Source organism: Burkholderia sp. A2 (assembly GCF_001729305.1).
GTDB lineage: Bacteria > Pseudomonadota > Gammaproteobacteria > Burkholderiales > Burkholderiaceae > Burkholderia > Burkholderia sola.
Map to the genome: position 1 here is coordinate 13782 of NZ_LZXX01000100.1, position 18908 is coordinate 32689.

The following is an 18908-nucleotide window of genomic DNA, read 5'->3' on the forward strand; positions in this document are numbered from 1 at the left end:
TCACGTATCCAGACAGGGGCTACCATGCGTACCACTTCGCTTTCAGCCTATCAGTACCGCTTCTGGCTCGAGTGGCAGCTCAATCCGCACTCGTCGGCCTACACGACCGCGCTCGTCTACCGCCTGTCGGGGCCGCTGGATCGCGATGCGCTGCGGCGCGCACTGGACGCGTTCGTCCATGAGCACGACGAAGGATGCCGCAGCACGTTCCGGATGGACGGCACTCGCGTGGTGCGGGACGTGCACGACCGGGTGACGGTCGCGCTCGACTATCGCGACGCGCGGGCGGCGCCGTCGCTGGACGCCGCCGAGGCCGACGCATGGATCGCCGCGCGCGCGGCGCACGTGTTCGCGCTCGACGACGCGCCGCTGTTCCGCTTCGGCCTGCTGCGCGAGGATGCCGATGCGCACCGGCTCGTGCTCAGCTTTCCGCACATCATCTCCGATGCGTTTTCGGCGGTGTACATCAACAAGCGGCTGACGGCGCTGTACAACCACGCGCTCGGCGCGGGTCCGGCGCCCGCGTGCACGTTGCGGGATCTCGGCGAGCAGCTCGCGTTCGAAGCCGCGTACCGCGCGTCGCCGCGCTACGACGAAGATCTGGCCTATTGGCTCGGCGCGCTCGCGCATGCGCCGCTCGGGGTCGAGTTCGACACGGCGGCATCGGCGGGGCCGCGCGACGCGCGCATCCACCCGATGCGTTTCGACGCGGACACGACTCGCCGACTGCGCGCACGGGCCCGCGCGAGCCGCTCGACGCCGTTTCTCGTGCTGTCGAGCCTGTTCGCGATCGCGCTGGCCCGTTGGCAGGACGTGCGCGAACTGGTCGTGACCTATCCCGTCAACATGCGCTCGCCGGGGTTTCACGACGCCAGCGGATGCTTCGTCAACAACCTGCCGATGCGCTTTTCTCTACGGCCGGGCGACACGTTCCGCGACATCGTCGCGCGGACTACCGCCCGGCGCGCGGAAACCAAGCGCCATCAGCAGCTGTCGCTGACCGACCTCGTGACGGCGCTGCGGCGCTCGCGTTCGCTGGCCGACACGCCCGTCTTCAACGTCGGCGTGACGGAAGCATTCTTCGTGCAGGATGCGCCGCTCGCCTTCCACGGCGTGCACGCGGAATTGCTGCCGGTGGTCGCTGCCGAGCGGCCGTTCGACCTGAACTTCGCGTATCAGCTGACGCACGACGGCCTGCACGTGAATCTCGAATACGACACCGGCTGCCTGCCACCGGCGCGGGCCGGCGAATTCGCCGCGCGCTTCGGCCGGCTGCTGCGCGCGTATCTGGACGACGAGGCGCAGCCGGCGCTCGCGGTCGACCTGCTGGCGCCCGAGCAGCGCGCACGGCTCGCGCAATACTGGCACGGGCCCGCGCGCCCGATCGACGCGACGGACTGGCCGGCCCGCTTCGCCGCGCAGTGCGCCGCGACGCCGGATGCGCCGGCCGTGCGGTTCGGCGCGGAGCAACTGACCTATCGCGAACTCGATGCGATGTCGGCCCGGCTCGCGGGCTTTCTCGCGGCGCGCGGCGTGACGCCGGGAGCACTCGTCGGGCTGTGCTGCGAGCGCTCGACGGAGATGGTGCTGGCGATCCTTGCGGTGATGCGCGCGGGCGCTGCCTACGTGCCGCTCGATCCCGCCGCGCCACCGGACCGGTTGCGGCGCATCGTCGATGATGCGGGCCTCGCGCTGCTGCTCACGCAGCGGCACCTGCTGACGAACCTGCCCGCCGGGCCGGTCGCACGGCATGCGCTCGACGAGCGCGCGATCTGGCTCGCCGCCGAACCGCTGCCGCCGCAACGCATTCACCCCGACGGGATCGCGTACGTGATCTACACGTCCGGCTCCACCGGCACGCCGAAGGGCGTCGCCAACACCCATCGCGCGCTGGTCAACCGGCTCGACTGGCACGGTTCGCTGCTGCCCGACACCGCGCCGGTGCGCGTGCTGCAGAAGACGCCGTACTTTTTCGACGTGTCGGTCTGGGAATTCCTGTGGACGTTGCAGCGCGGCCATGCGCTGGTGATCGCACCGCCCGGGCTGCACAAGGACCCGGCCGGGCTCGCGGTGCTGCTGCGCGATGCGCGCATCGCGGTCGCCCACTTCGTGCCGTCGATGCTGAACGCGTTCCTGGATACGGCGCCCGGGCAGGTCTTCCCGGATCTCGCACTGGTCGTCTGCAGTGGTGAGGCATTGTTCGCCGAGCAGGCCGAGCGCTTCCACCGGCTGCTGCCGGGGGTACGACTCGTCAACCTGTACGGGCCGACCGAGGCCGCGATCGACGTGACCGTGTGGCATTGCACGCCGGGCGACGCTCATGCGCGCGCCGGCGTGCCGATCGGCCGGCCCATCGACAACGTGTCGCTGTACGTGCTGGACGCGGGCCTCGAGCCGTGCGCGCCCGGCAGCGCGGGCGAGCTGTACATCGGCGGCGCGGGCCTCGCGCAAGGGTACGTCGGCCGCCCGGATCTCACCGCGGCGAGCTTCGTGCCCGATCCGTACGCGGGCCGTCCGGGTGCACGCATGTACCGCACCGGCGACATCGCGATGTTCGGCGAGCACGGCGAGCTGCATTACCTCGGCCGGCGCGACGAGCAGGTCAAGCTCAACGGTAACCGGATCGAGTTGCGCGAGATCGAGGCGTGCCTGCTGGCGCTGCCGGGCATCGCGCAGTGCGCGGTGGTGCCGGTGCGGGTGCAGGGGCGCGTGCGGCTGCTGCACGCATTCGTCGAGCCGGCCGCGGGGTGGGACAACTGGCCGGTCGACGCGTTGCACGCGGAGCTGGCCGCACGGCTGCCCGACGCGATGCGTCCGGCGCGCATCGACGTGGTGGAGCGCATCGCGCTGCTGCCGGCCGGCAAGATCGACCGCAAGCGCCTGGCCCAGCTCGCCGACGCGGCGCTCGAGACGCGCGCGCACGGCGCCGACGTGCGCACGAAGACGCCGTTCCAGGCCGAGGTCGCCGCGGAGTGGTCGGCCGTGCTGGACATCGCCGATATCGGACCGGACGACCATTTTTTCATGCTCGGCGGCAGTTCCGTGCAAGCGATCCAGTTGATCGGGCGCCTCAATGGCCGCTACGGGTTGCTGCTGTCGCCGCCGCTGCTGTTCGGCGCGCCGCAGCTCGACCGGTTCAGCGCGCAAGTGCTGGTGGCGCTCGGCCAGAAGGCCCAGCAGGAGGACCGCCTCGACGCGCTGCTCGATCGTCTCGCGCCGGACGACATGGACGAACTACTTACAGTGTTTTCATCGTCGGGAGAGCTGGTTTGATGTCGCATAACGATTCCACCGAAAACAAGCGTCGCCAATTGCTCGAAGCATTCGGCAGGCAACGTGGCGCGGGCAGCCGCGACGCGATCACCCGCCAGGCACGGCCGGCCGACCTGCCCGCGTCGGCGGAGCAGTTGCGGATGTGGGTGCAGATGGCGATCAGCGGCGGCGCCGGCCATTTCCACGTGCCGCACGTGCTGGAGATCGCGGGCACGCTCGACGAAACGGCGTTGCACGCGGCGCTGCGCGACGTGGTGGCGCGGCACGAGGCGCTGCGCACGACGTTCGACGAGCGCGACGGCCGCCTGTACCAGCGCGTGCATTCCGAGCTGGCCCCGTCGCTGCCGGTGCATCGGCACGCGGCGGATGTGACCGACGCTGAGATCGCCCGCGCGATCACGGCCGAAATCGCGCAGCCGTTCGACCTCGCGCACGGGCCGCTGCTGCGCGTGTCGCTGCATCGTCCCGGCGACGCCCGGCAGATTCTCGTGCTGACCGCCCATCACCTGATCGTCGACGGATGGTCGCTGGAACTGATGCTGGCCGACTGGTGGTCGGCCTATGCGGCGCGGCTGGCGGGCCGCGCGCCTGAGCCGCCCGCCAGCGACGCGCCGCAGTATGCGGACTATGCGCTGTGGCAGCAGGCGCGCAGCGCCGCGGACAGCGCGCCGAGCCTCGCCTACTGGCAGGGCCGGCTGACGGGCGCGACGACGCTCGAATTGCCGTTCGCGCTGCCGCGCCCGGCACGGCGTGCGCACGACGGCGAACTGGTGTTCTTTGCGATTCCCGCCGCCGTGCGCGCGCGGGCCGAGGCGCTGGCGCGGCGGCAGGGCGGCACGCTGTTCACGGTGATGCTGGCCGCGTGGCGCTGCCTGCTCGGCGACTACGCCGGCCAGGACGACTTCTGCATCGGCACGACCGCATCGAACCGCGTGCATCCGGGCAGCGAGCGTATCGTCGGCTTCTTCGCGAACCTGCTCGCGTTGCGCACCGCGCGGCAAGGTTGCGCGACGTTCGCCGCGCTGGTCGAGCGCGAGCGCGACACCGTCGCCGACGCGCTGCGGCATCAGGCGGTGTCGTTCGACCAGGTGGTCGAGCAGGTCGGCGTCGCGCGCGATTCCGCGCGCAGCCCGCTGTTCCAGGTCAACTTCGTGCTGCAGGACACGAAAGGCGCGGTGCCCGGCGCCGTCGAGCCGGCGATGGCGGCCGGGATGCCGGCGATGACGGTGCGCGACGACCTGTACCGCTACGCCCAGTTCGACCTGACGCTGTTCGCCGAACTGACGTCCGATGGCGTACGCTGCTGCACGGTGTTCCGCACCGACCTGTTCGAGGCCGCCGATATCGAGCGGCTGTCGCGCACCTACGTGCAGTACCTCGACGCGCTGACCGCGCAGCCGGACGTGCCGTTCGGCACGCTCGCGCGCGGCGACGCGGCGACGCTCGACGCGCTGCGCGGCTGGCAGAGCCGGCCGCTCGGGCAGCCGCTGCCCGACTCGATCGGCGCGGTGATCGACGCGCTTGCGCGGCAGCATCCGGGGCGCCCGGCGATTAGCCACGACGACGCGACGCTCGACTACCACGCGCTGAACACCCGCGCGAACCGGCTGGCGGATCACCTGCGCGATCTCGGCGTGTCGCCGGGCTCGACCGTCGGCCTGTGTCTCGAGCCGGGCGCGGAACTGATCGTCGCGATGCTGGCGGTGCTCAACGCGGGCTGCGCGTATGTGCCGCTCGACAGCCGCTATCCGGCGGACCGGCTGCGATTCCTGCTCGACGACAGCCAGGCGAGCGTGATCGTCACGCGCGAGGACGTGGTGGCGCGCACCGATGCGCTGCGTGACGGTTATCTGAACCTGATCGTCCTCGAGGACCACGACGACGAGATCGCCGCGCGCGACGGCGCGTTCGTCGCGAGCGGGCTGCCGGCGCAGATGCCGGCGTACCTGATGTACACGTCGGGCACCACCGACCGTCCGAAGGGCGTGATCGTGCCGCAACGGGCGATCCTGCGGCTCGCGTACCGCCCGACCTATCTCGACGTGACGCCGGACGACGTGTTCCTGCAGTTCGCGCCGACCGCGTTCGACGCGTCGACCTTCGAGATCTGGACCGCGCTGCTGAACGGTGCGTCGCTCGTGGTGCCGGCCGGACGCGACGCGTCGCTGGACCAGCTCGGGCCGTTGCTGGTCGACGCGCGCGTGACGATTCTGTGGCTGACGAGCGGCCTGTTCGCGGCGATGGTCGATCACGCGCCGGACGCGCTGCGGCGGCTGCGCTACCTCGTCTGCGGCGGCGACGTGCTGTCGCTGCCGCATGTGGAGCGCGCCCGCGCGCTGCTCGAACACGGGCAGGTCGTCAACGGCTACGGGCCGACCGAGACCACGACGTTCGCGACAGCGTACCCGGTGCGCGGCGCGCCGGCGGCGGGGCGCACGGTGCCGATCGGCATGCCGATCCAGGGCACGTCGGTGTACGTGCTCGACGCCGCGCTGAATCCGCTGCCTCCCGGCGCGGCGGGCGACATCTACATCGGGGGGCTCGGCGTCGCGCACGGCTACGCGAACCGGCCGGACCTGACCGCGGCCGCGTTCGTGCCCGATCCTTACGGCGGCGAGCCGGGCGCCCGCATGTACCGCAGCGGCGACGTCGGCTACTGGGCGCATGACGGCGCGTTGCATTACCTCGGCCGGCGCGACCGCCAGGTGAAGCTGCGCGGCTACCGGATCGAGCCTGCGGAAATCGAGGCGGCGCTGGCCGCATGCCGCGGCGTGCAGGCCGCCGTCGTGACGGTCGACGCGACGCCGCAGGGCGACAAGCAACTCGTCGCGTACTGGACCGCCAGCCCCGGCGCGGGCGCGGACGTGCCGGACGAAGCCGGCCTGCGCGCGCAGTTGCGGGCATCGCTGCCGGATCACCTGGTGCCGGCGCGTTTCCACGCGGTGCCGCACATTCCGCTGACGGCGAACGGCAAGGTGGACCGGGCTGCGCTCGCGCGGCTCGCGCCTGCGCAGGAGGCGGCCGCGGAAACGGCGCCCGAGACGCTGACCGACACGCAGCGCATCCTGCGCGCGTTGTGGGAAGACGTGCTGGGCCGCAGCGGGTTCGGCCTCGACGACGGTTTCTTCGATCTCGGCGGCGATTCGCTGCTGGCGATCCGGCTGAAGGCGCAGGCGCAGCGCCACGGGCTCGAATTCGAGATCCAGGACCTGTTCGTCCACCAGAGCGTGCGTACGCTGGGCGAGCACATCGAGCGGCAGCGCCGCGCCGGCGCGGGTGCAGGTGCGGATGCTAGCGCGGGCGCGCCGGCCGAGGCCGCCGCACCGCGGGCGCCGCTGACGAGCGACGCGGACCGCGCGCGGCTGCCGGCCGGCGTCGTCGACGCGTATCCGCTCAGCCGCCTGCAACTGGGGATGCTGTATCACAGCCTGCGGCACGAGCGCTCGAGCCTGTACCACGACGTGATCGGCTACGAGGTCGCGTATGCGTGCGACGAAGCCTGCGTCGCGCATGCGCTCGACCGGCTGTCGGCGCGTCATCCGGCGTTGCGCACCGCGCTGCGGATGGAAGGGTTCAGCGTGCCGCTGCAACTCGTGTTCGACGCGGCGCGCATTCCGCTGGCGATCACCGACCTGACTGCGCTCGATGCGGCGGCGCAGGCCGCCCGGATCGCCGCGTTCATGGACGGCGAGCGGTTCGCCGCGTTCGACGTCGCCGCCGCGCCGCTATTCCGCTGCTTCGTGTTCAAGCTGGCGGCGCAGCGCTTCAAGCTGGTATGGAGCTTCCATCACGCGATACTCGACGGCTGGAGCGAGGCCGCGCTGACCGCCGAATTCATCCGGCTCTACACGGCGGGCCTGGCGGGCGCGCAGAACGGGCAAGACGGGCAGAGCGACGAGCCGGTGCAGGCCGGTTACCGCGATTTCATCGAGCGCGAACAAGCCGCGCTCGCCGATCCGGCCGAGCGCGATTTCTGGCGCGGCCAGCTCGACGGCGCACAGGCGCTGTCGCTGCGCCGCGCGCCTCTGGCGGCCGACGCGGCAGACGAGCGTGTGGATTATCTGGAGGTCGAGATCCCCGTCGAACTGGAGGCGGCGCTGCGTGCGCTTGCGCGCGACGCGAACGTGCCGCTCAAGAGCGTGCTGCTCGCCGCCCATCTGCGCGCGCTGCAGGCGCTTAGCGGGCGGCGCGACGTGCTGACGTCGATGGTGACGCACGTGCGGCCCGAGACCGAGCATGCGGAGCGCGCGGTCGGGCTGTTCCTGAATTCGGTGCCGGTGCGCGCGGCGCTCGACGGCGACGCATCGCCGGTCGCGCAGGTGCGGCAGGTATTCGAGATCGAGTCGGGCATTTTCCGGCATCGTTTTTATCCGTCGCAGCAGATCCGGCAGGACAACAGCGGGATCGAACTCGGCGAGGTGCTGTTCAATTTCACGAGCTTCCACGTGCTGCGCGAGCTGGACGACGCGGACGTGCGGATGCTGGCGGGCCGCGACGGCCACGCGGTCAACAGCTTTCCGGTGCAGGTCGATTTCTCCGTCTCCGCGAGCGACCAGCGGCTGCGCTGCATCGTCGGCTATCGGGCTGACAGCCTGCGGCGTGCCGACGCGCAAGACATCGTGCACGCCGAGCACGAGGCGCTGCGGCGGCTCGCCGGTGCGCCCGCGGCGACCTGGCTGCCGCCGGCCACGCTCGCGCGGCTGGACGAGTGGGCGACGCCGAAGCCGGGGCTGCCGGTGGGCGCGAGCGTCGGCGAGCGTCTCGCCGCGTGCGCGGCTGCCGCGCCGGACGCCGTCGCGCTGATCGACGACGCGGGCGAGACGACCTATGCGGCGCTGCTCGAGCAGTGCGACGGGCGCGCGGCGGCGCTCGCCGCGCTGGGCGTGCGGCAGGGCGACGTCGTGGCGGTCTGCGCGGGCCGCTCGGCGGCGACGCTGCAGACGGTGCTCGCGCTGTTCCGGATCGGCGCCGTGTATCTGCCGCTCGATCCCGCGTTGCCGGAAGCGCGCCATCGCTTCATGGTGGACGACGCGCGCCCGGCGGCGATCGTCGGCGATGCCGCCGCGCCCGCCTGCCTGCGTGCGTGCGGCGTGCGTTTCGTCGAGCTGGCGGCGCTGGCGCAAGCGAGCCACGCCACCTTGGCCGCCGCGCCGCGCGTTAGCCCCGGCGAGCCCGCCTACATCCTCTATACGTCCGGCTCGACCGGCACGCCGAAGGGCGTGCTGTGCCGCCAGGAAGGCATCCTCGCGTTGTTCGATGCGCTTGCCGACACCTATCCGCTCGCCGCGGGCGACCGCGTGCTGTGGAAGACCGCGCAATCGTTCGACGTGTCGCTCACCGAAATGCTGTGGCCGTTGATGAAGGGCGCCGCGATCGTGATCGCGCGGCCGGACGGCCAGTACGATCCGCGCTACCTGCAGCGCGCGATCGAGCAGCATCGCGTGACGGTGGTCAATTTCGTGCCGTCGATGCTGCACCTGTTCCTGCAATCGCTCGACGCCGGCGCGGCGAACCCGCTGCGCGCGGTGTTCGCCGCCGGCGAGCCGCTGCTGCCCGCGACCGTCGAGCTGGCGGCGCGCGTGCTGCCGCACGCACCGCTGTTCAACGCATACGGCCCGACCGAGGCCAGCATCTACGCAACCGTGTGGCGTTGCACGAGCGGCCCGGTGCTGATCGGTCGCGCGGTGGGCGACGTCGGCACGCATATCCTGTCGCCCGAGCTCGCCCGGTTGCCGATCGGCGTGACGGGCGAGCTGTACCTCTCCGGGCGCGCGCTGGCGTCGGGCTACCTGAACCGGCCCGAACTGAGCGCGGAGCGTTTCGTGCCGAACCCGTATGCGACGGGCGACGCGGATCGCGTGCTGTATCGCACCGGCGACCTGGCCCGCTTCGATCGCCACGGCGACATCGAATTCGTGGGCCGCGACGACCAGCAGGTCAAGGTGCGCGGCTTCCGCATCGAGACGGGCGAAGTCGAATCGGTGCTGGGCCGCCATCCCGGCGTCGCCAAGGTCGCGGTGCTGGCGCGTTCGGGTAGCGCGGGCGCCGTGCTCTGTGCGTTCGTGCAGGCGGCGGGCACGCTGCCGGACGGCGCGCTGAAGGCGCATGCGCAACAGGCGCTGCCGCCGTACATGGTGCCCGACCGGATCGTCGTGCTCGACGCGATGCCGATGACCGGCAGCGGCAAGATCGATCGCCTCAGGCTGGCCGACTGGCCGCTCGATGCGGCGAGCGTCGCCGATCGTGCCGTCCCCGCCAACGCCGCGCGCCGCGCACCCGGCGATGCGCAGGCCGCGGTCGCGGCGATCTGGCGCGACGTGCTCGGCCTCGCCGAGATCGATCCGGACACCAACTTCTTCGACGCCGGCGGCCACTCGCTCGCGCTGATCCAGTGCCAGGCGCGGCTGCGCGGCGAATTCGGCCGCGACGTCGACATCGATCACCTGTTCCGCTACACGACGATTCGCACGCTGGCCGGTTGGCTGTCCGCGTCCGGCGAGCCGGCGGCCGATGCCGGCGGCACGGCCGAGGCCGCACGCGCGTCGCAGGTCGACAGCCGCGACGTCGCGATCATCGGGATGAGCGCGACCGTCTCGGGCGCGGACGACGTCGAGCAGTTCTGGCGCATGTTGCTCGCGGGCGAGGACGGCATCACCCGGCTCGACGACGCGCGGCTGCGCGCGCTCGGCGTGCCGGACGAGCTGCTCGGCAATCCGCGCTTCGTCGCCGCGCGCGGGTTGATTCGCGATCCGGACTGTTTCGACGCCGCGTTCTTCGGCTATACGCCGCGCGAAGCCGAAATCATGGATCCGCAGCAGCGCAAGCTGATGGAGGAAAGCTATCGCGCGCTCGAGGACGCCGGTTACGCCGGGCCCGGCCCCGCGCGCGACGTGGGCGTCTACGTCGGCGTCGGCGCGAGCCAGTACCTCGCGAACCACGTGCTTGGCAACCGCGACGCGGTCGACGCGCTCGGGTTGTACCAGATCAACGTGCTGAACCAGGCCGCGACGCAGATCGCCTACCGGCTGAATCTCACCGGCCCCGCGGTCACGCTGAACACCGCGTGCTCGACGTCGCTGGTCGCGCTGCACATGGCCGCGCGCGCAGTCGCGCAGGGCGACTGCGAACTCGCGCTCGCGGGCGCGGCGTCGATCGGCGTCGACGGCGTGCCGGGCTATCTGCACCGTACCGGCGGGATCTTTTCCGCGGACGGCTATTGCCGCGCGTTCGACGCGGCCGCGAGCGGCACCGTGGAGGGCAGCGGCGCGGGGGCGGTCGTGCTGAAGCGGCTCGATCTCGCGCGCCGCGACGGCGATCACGTGTATGCGATCGTCAAGGGCTCCGCGATCAACAACGACGGTCACGACAAGGCCGGCTACACCGCGCCGAGCCCTGCTGGCCAGGCACGGGTGATTCGCGCCGCGCTGGCGGACGCGGGCGTGGATGCCGCGTCGGTCGGCTATGTCGAGACGCACGGCACCGGCACGCTGCTCGGCGACCCGATCGAAATGGCCGCGCTGAAGGCGACCTACGGCCAGCATCCGGCACGTGCGCCGCGCGTGCTCGGCGCGGTCAAGACGAGCGTCGGGCATCTGGACAGCGCGGCGGGGCTCGCGGGCGTGATCAAGGCGGCGCTCGCGCTCGAGCGCGGCAAGGTGCCGGGCACGCTGCACTTCGATACGCCCAACCCGCTGCTCGAACTCGATGACGCGTCCTTCCGCATCACCGCGCAAGCGACCGACTGGCCGGACGGCGGCGCGCCGCGCCGCGCGGCCGTCAGTTCGTTCGGCATCGGCGGGACCAACGCGCACGTGATCCTGGAAGCCGCGCCGCCCGAGGCGGACGCGCCGACGGCCGCCGCCGCGCATTGCCTGCGGCTGTCGGCCGCCACGCCGGACGGACTGCGGCGCGCGGCGGACGGCCTCGCCGCCGCGCTGCGCCGCCACCCGGAATGGGCGCTGGCCGACGTCGCGTACACGTTGCAGGCCGCCCGGCAGGACCACGCATGCCGCGCGTTCGTGGTCGCCGAGTCGCGCGACACGGCGCTCGACGCGCTGGCGGCGGGCGTGTCGCCGGCCGCCGACGACGCGCCGTCCGCGCGTCCGGTGATCTTCCTGTTCACCGGGCAGGGCGCGCAGGCCGCCGGGATGGCGCGCGACCTGCATCGCGAGAATCCGGTGTTCCGCGCGGCGCTCGATCAGGTGTGCGGGCGGTTCGCGAGCACGGCCGGGCTCGCGCTCGAACCTTACCTGCTGGGCGACGCGAGCACCACCGACACCGCGCTGGTGCAGCCGCTGCTGTTCGCGTACGAGTACGCGCTGTATCAGGCGTGGGCAGCGCTGGGCGTGACGCCGGATTACCTGATCGGCCACAGCCTCGGCGAATTGGTCGCCGCGTGCTGCGCGGGCGTGTTCTCGCTCGACGACGCGGTCGGCTTCGTGGCGGCGCGCGCGGCGGCGATGCAGGCGCAACCGGCCGGCGCGATGCTGTCGATATCGATCGCGGAAGACGAGCTGGCCGCGCAATTGCCGCCGACGCTCGCCATCGCGGCGGTCAATGGGCCGCTGCAATGCGTGGTGTCCGGCCCGGTGGATGCGGTCGACGCGTTCGCGGCGCACCTGCGCGACGTGGGTGTCGCGCATGCGCGGCTCGCGTCGTCGCATGCGTTCCACTCGCCGATGATGACGGACGCGGCGGCGCGCGTGCACGCGCATGCCGCGACGATGACGCTGCATGCGCCGCGCATCCCGTTGATCTCCAACCTCGACGGCACGTTGCTGGACGCGCCGCGCGCCACCGATCCGGCGTACTGGGCCGCGCACGTGCTCGGCACGGTGCGCTTCTCGGCAGGCGTGCGAACGCTGGCGGCGCTGGGCGATGCGCTGTGGGTCGAGATCGGCCCGCGCGACGTGCTGGCGGCGCTGGTGCGCGCGCATCGCTGCGCGCCGGCCGACGCGGTGCTGGCGACCTTCACGGAACGCACGCCGCGCACGATGGTTACGTTGCTCGCCGGCTACGGGCGGCTGTGGGCGAAGGGCGCGCGGCTGACACGGCGCGACGCCTACGCGGGCGAGCGCCGCAAGCGCCTGCCGTTGCCGGGCTATCCGTTCGAGCGGACGCGTCACTGGCTGCCGGCACAGCACATCGCGCGCGTGCAGCCGGAGGCGTTGCCCCCGTCGATCGCAGCGGTTGCTGCGCCGGCCGCGGTCGACACCGCGCCCGCTGCGTCGGCCGAAACCGACGACGTGCGGCATGCATTGACGCGTATCTGGACCGAGTGCCTCGGCCATGAGCGGATCGCGCCGACCGACGATTTCTTCGAGTTGGGCGGCGATTCGCTGCTGGCCGGGCGCGTGCTCACGCGAATTCACGAGCGCCTGAAGGCGGAGCTGACGCTCGACGCGTTCTTCGGTGCGCCGACGATCGACGGGCTGGCTCGCGCGATTCGCGTGCAGTCCGAACCGACGCCGCCTGCCATGCAGGCGGCAACGACACCGGACGGCCTGCCGGGCGCGGGGCCGCGCCGCGCGCCGATGTCGTTCCAGCAGCGCCGGCTGTGGACGCTCGAACGGCTCGGCATGGGCGGTTCGGTCTTCCATCTGCCGCAATGCCTGCACCTGCACGGCGAGCTCGACCGCGCCGCGCTGCACGCGGCGCTCGAGGGGCTGGTCGCGCGCCATCCGGCGCTGCGCACGTCGTTCCACGAAGGACCGGACGGTGACGGCGAGCAGCACGTGCATGCCGACGCGACGGTCGCGCTGTCGATCCATGCGTACGCCGGCGGCACGGAGGACGCACTGCGCGCGTTCATCGCGCAGCATCGCGACGCGCTGCGGGCGGAGCCGTTCGATCTCGCGCGGCCGCCGCTGTTTCGCGCGCGGCTGCTCGAACTCGGGCCGCGCCGCGCGTGCCTGCTGATGTCGTTCCATCACATCGTCGTCGATGGCTGGTCGTTCCGGCTGATCGCGCAGGATCTCGCGTCGCTGTACGGCGCGGCGAGCCAGGGCGGCGCGCCGGATACCGAACCGCCCGCATGGGATTACGCGGACTACAGCGAGGAGCAGGCGACGCGGTTCGCCGCCGGACACTACGCGGCGCACGAGGCGTTCTGGGCGCACCTGGACGGCACGCCGGTGCTCGACCTCGGCGGCGATCGACGTCGCGCGCGCACGCCGGGGCGTCTCGCGCACAGCGGCCGCGTCGCGGTGGATGCCGAGCGTGCGCGGCAGGTCGACGCGCTGGCGCGGCGCTTGCGGACGACGCCGTACGTCGTGTTCCTGTCCGCGTTCCTGCTGATGCTGTCGCGGCGCACCGGGCAGCGCGACCTGGTGGTCGGCTCGCCGGTCGCCAACCGCGCGTCGAGCCGCACCGAAGGGCTCGTCGGCTTTTTCGTCAACCTGCTCGCGCTGCGCGTGGCGTTTCCGGCAGCCAGCTGCGCGCGGGCGTGGATCGAGCGGGTGCGCGACTGCGTGATGGCCGCGCACGCGCACCAGGACTATCCGTTCGAAAAGCTGGTCGAGCGCTTCGCGGGCCCGCGCGACACGTCGCTGACGCCGCTGTTCCAGGTGGTGTTCTCGATGCAGGAGGCGCCGGTTCGCCATGTGCGGATCGGCGGGCTGGACGTCGCGTTCGAGGACACGCCGGAAACGGAAACCGAATACGACCTGACGATGAACCTGCATCGCGACGGCGCGGGCTACGGCGGCGTGCTGCTGACGCGCGACGGCGCGCTGGAGCGTGGCGAGGCCGACGAGGTGATCGAACAGTTCCAGGCCGCGCTGGACCTGCTGCTGACGCTGCCGGACGATGCGCCGCTCGGCGACGCGGGCGTGCTGTCGGCCGCGCAGCGGCAGGCCTGGCAGGCGGCGTCCGGGGTGGCCGACGTGTCGTCGTGGGCGGCGTCCGACCTCGTGTCGCTGCTGTCGGGCACGCTGACGGACGGCAACGCCGCGCCGGCGGTCGCCACCGCGCACGAAACACTCAGTTACGCGGCGCTGCGGGCGCGGGTTGAGCAGGTCGCGGGCGCGCTGCACGCGCGCGGTGTCCGCGCCGGCGATCGCGTCGCGCTGTGCTTGCCGATGGGGCTCGACGCACTGGTGGCGCTGCTCGGCGTGCTGCGCATCGGGGCGACCTACCTGCCGCTCGATCCTGCCGCGCCGGCCGCGCGGCAGCACGCGATCCTGTCGCAAGCGGCGCCGGTGCTGCTCGTGCACGACGCGACGGCGGCGCCGCCGACGTGGCCCGGCTGCGCGACGATCGCGTTCGCCGCGCTTGGCGACGCGTCCGCCGGCGCGCCGCCCGCACGTATCGATCCGCAACAGGCCGCGTATACGCTGTTCACGTCCGGTTCGACCGGCGTGCCGAAGGGCGTCGACGTCAGCCATCGGGCGGTCGCGCACAAGATCCAGGCGCTGTGCGCCGCGTATCGCATGACGGCCGACGACCGGGTGGTGCAGTTCTCGTCGCTCGCGTTCGACGTGTCGATCGAGGAAATCTTCACGACGCTGTCCGCCGGCGCCTGCCTGCTGCTGCTCGAGCGCGCGGCGTGGCCGACGCTCGGCGCGTTCAGCGGCCTGCTCGACCTGCAGCGCGCGACCGTGCTCAACCTGCCCGCGTCGTTCTGGCGCGAATGGGTGCGTGCGATCGGGCTCGGCGAGGCCGCGCTGCCTGCGCGGCTGCGGCTGGTCGTGACGGGCAGCGAGACGGTGCCGCTCGCGGCCGTGCAGACATGGCGCGCCGTGACGGGCGGCCGTGTGGCGCTGATGAACGCGTACGGGCTGACGGAAAGCGTGATCACGTCCGTCGTGCACGACGTGCCGGCCGACGCGCGCCCGGATGAACGCGACGTGCCGATCGGCGCGCCGCTGCCCGGCACCACGGCCTATGTGCTCGACGCGCACCTGCAACCGGTGCCGCCGCTGTGCCGCGGCGAACTCTACCTCGGCGGCAGCGCACTTGCGAGCGGCTACCCGGGCCGGCCCGGCCAGACGGCCGCCGCGTTCCTGCCCGATCCGTTCGCCGGGCAACCGGGCGCGCGCATGTATCGCACCGGCGACCTCGTGCGTTGCGACGGCGAGGGCGCGCTGATCTACCTTGGCCGCAGCGATCGCCAGATCAAGGTGCGCGGCGTTCGTGTCGATCTGGCCGAAGTGGAAGCGCTGCTGCTCGAACAGGACGGCGTGCGCGAGGCCGCGGTGCGGCTGTCGGGCGGACCCGACGCGCCGGCGCCGCGGCTGGAGGCGTTCATCGTGGTCGGCTCAGACGCATCGGGCGCGGCGGACACGTCGCGCGAGGCGGCGCGCGAGCGGCTGCGCGCGTTGCGCCGCGTCGCGCCCGCGCATCTGGTGCCGCATGCGCTGGCAATCGTGCCGTCGCTGCCCAAGACGTCCGGCGACAAGATCGATCGCCAGTGGGTATCGACGGCGGTGCTGCCGGACGCGGCCGCGGACGGCGACGACACGCCGCCGCTGCGCGCGCTGCTGACGGTGCTGCGCGACGTGCTGCGGCTGGATCGGATCGGCCGCGACGACAACTACTTCGGGCTGGGCGGCGATTCCATCCTGGTGCTGCGGGCCGTCGCGCAGCTGAACCGGGCCGGCTGGACGGTCGACCCGCAGGATTTCTTCGCGAGCCCGACCCTCGCGGACCTGGCCGATTGCCTGCGGCCGCTGGCGGCGCGACCGGACGCGCACGATGTGTCCGCGTTCCCGCTGACGCCGTATCAAAGGCGCGTGCTGCAACGCCCGCATGCGCACCACTGGAACCGCGCGTTGCTCGTTCAGGCGGCGCAGCCGCTCGACGCCGACGCGCTGCGGGCCGCGCTCCGCTCGCTGCTCGACGCGCATCCGGGGCTGCGCTGCGTATTCGATCGCGGCGCGCTGGCGGGCCGCGTCGCGCCCGCGGACACGGACGCCGTGCAGCGCTGCTTCAGCAGCCACGACCTCGCGGCGGACGATGCGGCGCGCTTCATCGTCGCGCACAGCACGACGCTGCAGCAGGGCTTCGATCTCGCGCAAGGGCCGCTGGTGCGGATCGCGCACTACCGATGCGGCGCGGCCGGCGACCGGCTGCTGCTCGTCGTGCACGGTCTCGTCGCGGACAGCCATGGCTGGGCGGTGCTGCTGGACGACCTGGCCAATGCGTATGCGGCGCATGCGAACGGCCGGACGCCGGCAGTGGCCGCGCCGACGCTGGCGTACCCGGCCTATCTGCGCGCGCTCGACGCACGCATGGCGGCCGCGCGGCAGGCGGGCGAAACCGCCGCGTACTTTGCGCCGATGGCGGCCAACGTCGCGCTGCCGCGGGATCGGCACGCGGAAGCCGGCGCGAACGCCGAGGCAAGCCAGCAGGTCGTGCGCGACCGGCTGACGGGCGAGGCGGCGCGACGGTTGCTGGCCGTCGTGCCGCAGCGCCTGCGCGTGAAAGCCGCCACCGTCGCGATCGCGGCGGCGGCGCGCGCGCTCACCGACTGGGCGGGCGGCGCGATCGTCGCCGATCTTGGCCGGCACGGCCGCGACTGGCTCGACGACGGGCCGGCGGTCGAGCGCGCGGTCGGCTGCTTCGTCTGCGACGTGCCGCTGCTGTTGCCGCATCACGCCGGCGTGCCGGGCGTCGCCGCGCTGCGCGAATGGGAGACGACGCTCGCCGCGCTGCCGCTGGCGGCGCTGGGCGGTGCAGACCTGCCGCCGCCCGCCGGCGTCGATCCCGACGCGTGGCGGCGCTGCGTGCAGCCGCAGGTCAGCGTCGATTTCGTGTCGGCGGCCGCCGCGCGTCCGTCCGCGTGGTTCTCCGCCGCCACCGAGGCGGTGGGCGCGGACCGCGCGGCGAGCGACGAACGTTCCCATCTGCTGAACCTCGTCTGCGTCGCGGGCGACGGCGAACTCGCGTTCGAGTGCCGCTACAGCGACGCCGTCCACACGCGCGCCACCGCCGAACAGTTGCTGCGTCGGTGGCGCGAACACATGGAGGCCGCGCTCGCGCATGTCGCCGACGCAGCCGTTCCCGTAGTCGAACACGATCATTCCTGACATGACCCAGATCTACCTGAAACCCAACGTCGTCTTCGAACCGCTGATCAATCAATGGTATGCGTGGACTTTCCTGCTGCAGCCCGCGACCTGCGCGCTGGTGATGAAGCAGGTGCATCTGCGCATCATGGAATCCTTCATCCGCGCGCCGGAGCTGCATCGGCGCTCCGCCGCGAAGATGGCCGGCGGCCCGTTTCTCAATGGCGGCCGTGAGCTCGTGCCGGCGGTCGACGCGCTGATCCGCGAGACCCGCACGCGCGCCGCGCCGCTGCTGGCGCTGGCGGACGCGCTGCGCGAGCTCGACGAACTGCTCGCGCGGGAAGGGGGCGGCGATACGCTGTCGCCGCTGTATGCGCGGGTGCCCGAGCCGTTGAAGGGATTCGTCGAGCTGGGCTACGACCTGCGCGGCCACGCGTCGTACCGGCTGTTCGAGCGGCTGCTGTACGACAGCGCCGGCTATCTCGACGCGCTGCAGAGCGTGAACGGCTTCCTCGCGACCAGCGACGACCGGAGCTTCATGCTGAGCACGCCGCGCTTTCCGGACGAGCACATGGTGCAGATCCGCCTGCCGTTCCGCGACGCGCTGTACGACGAGCTGTTCGCGGCCCGCCACACGGGCGCCGCGCCGGACCTGATCGACCGCCTGCTCGCGCACGCGGAGGGCGGCGCCGCGCGGCGCACGGCCCTCGAAACCTGGTTCACCGACGCACCGCCGCCGCGCCCACCGTCGGCGCCGGCGCGCGCGGGGCAGCCGGTGCGGGTGCGCTACTTCAACCATGCGACGGTCCTGGTCGAAACCGCGGAATTCTCGTTGCTGACCGATCCGATCGTCGGCTATCCGCTCGGCCAGGGCGACGATCCGTTCACGTTCGCGGATCTGCCCGAGCGCATCGATTACGTGCTGCTGACCCACAACCACCAGGATCACATCGTGCTCGAGAGCCTGCTCCAGCTACGGCACCGGATCGGCACGCTGGTGGTGCCGCGCAGCCACGGCGGGTTCCTGCAGGACCCGTCGATCCGGCTCGCGCTCGAAGCGTGCGGGTTCGAGCGGGTGATCGAGGTCGGCGAGCTGGACAGCGTGCCCGTGCCGGGCGGCGAGATCGTCGCGCTGCCGTTCCTCGGCGAGCACGGCGATCTGCATATCGCCGCGAAGATGGCGTTCGCGCTGAAGGTGGACGGCAAGAGCCTGCTGTTCGCGGCCGACTCGAACAACCTGCAGCCGGAGCTGTACCAGCGCATCGCGCAGCGCATCGGCCGGATCGGCACGCTGTTCATCGGCATGGAATGCGAAGGCGCGCCGATGTCCTGGCTGTACGGCGCGCTCCTGAACGAGCCGCTCGGGCGCCAGTTCGACCAGAACCGCCGCCTGAACGGCTCCGACTGCGAGCGCGCGTGGCCGCTGGTCGAGTGCTTCGCGCCGCGCCAGGTGTTCGTCTATGCGATGGGCGCGGAGCCGTGGCTCAAGTTCATCTCCAGCATCGAATACGCGCCGACCTCGCTGCCGATCGTCGAATCGGACAAGCTGATCGCCCGCTGCCACGCACACGACATCCAGTCCGAGCGGCTGTACCTGAAGAAGGAAATCGTCCTTTGAGCGCGCGCGAC

3 protein-coding genes are annotated in these 18908 nt (G+C 72.1%); all 3 read left to right on the forward strand.

The genetic code is table 11. The features are described 5' to 3' along the window. Window positions 1-24 precede the first annotated feature (24 nt). From A9Z05_RS19435 to A9Z05_RS19445, 3 genes are read left to right on the forward strand one after another with little or no spacing between them, the layout of a single operon-like run. Window positions 25-3273: a non-ribosomal peptide synthetase gene (locus A9Z05_RS19435; RefSeq protein ID WP_069619519.1), complete on the forward strand. Its 3249-nt coding sequence runs from the start codon at window positions 25-27 to the stop codon at window positions 3271-3273. Further along, window positions 3273-17300: a hybrid non-ribosomal peptide synthetase/type I polyketide synthase gene (locus tag A9Z05_RS19440; protein WP_069619520.1), complete on the forward strand. Its 14028-nt coding sequence runs from the start codon at window positions 3273-3275 to the stop codon at window positions 17298-17300. Before A9Z05_RS19435 ends, A9Z05_RS19440 begins: the two co-directional genes overlap by 1 nt. A gap of 1 nt (window position 17301) precedes the next feature. Beyond that, window positions 17302-18897 carry an MBL fold metallo-hydrolase gene (locus A9Z05_RS19445; RefSeq protein WP_256122029.1) on the forward strand — a complete coding sequence of 532 codons (1596 nt, stop codon included), beginning with the start codon at window positions 17302-17304 and terminating at the stop codon, window positions 18895-18897. Window positions 18898-18908: the final 11 nt, after the last annotated feature.

What these genes read in the sequence shown, in the direction of transcription:
- A9Z05_RS19435 (WP_069619519.1), top strand. Translation starts at nt 25, where the DNA reads ATGCGTACCACTTCGCTTTCAGCCTATCAGTACCGCTTCTGGCTCGAG.
- A9Z05_RS19440 (WP_069619520.1), top strand. Translation starts at nt 3,273, where the DNA reads ATGTCGCATAACGATTCCACCGAAAACAAGCGTCGCCAATTGCTCGAA.
- A9Z05_RS19445 (WP_256122029.1), top strand. Translation starts at nt 17,302, where the DNA reads ATGACCCAGATCTACCTGAAACCCAACGTCGTCTTCGAACCGCTGATC.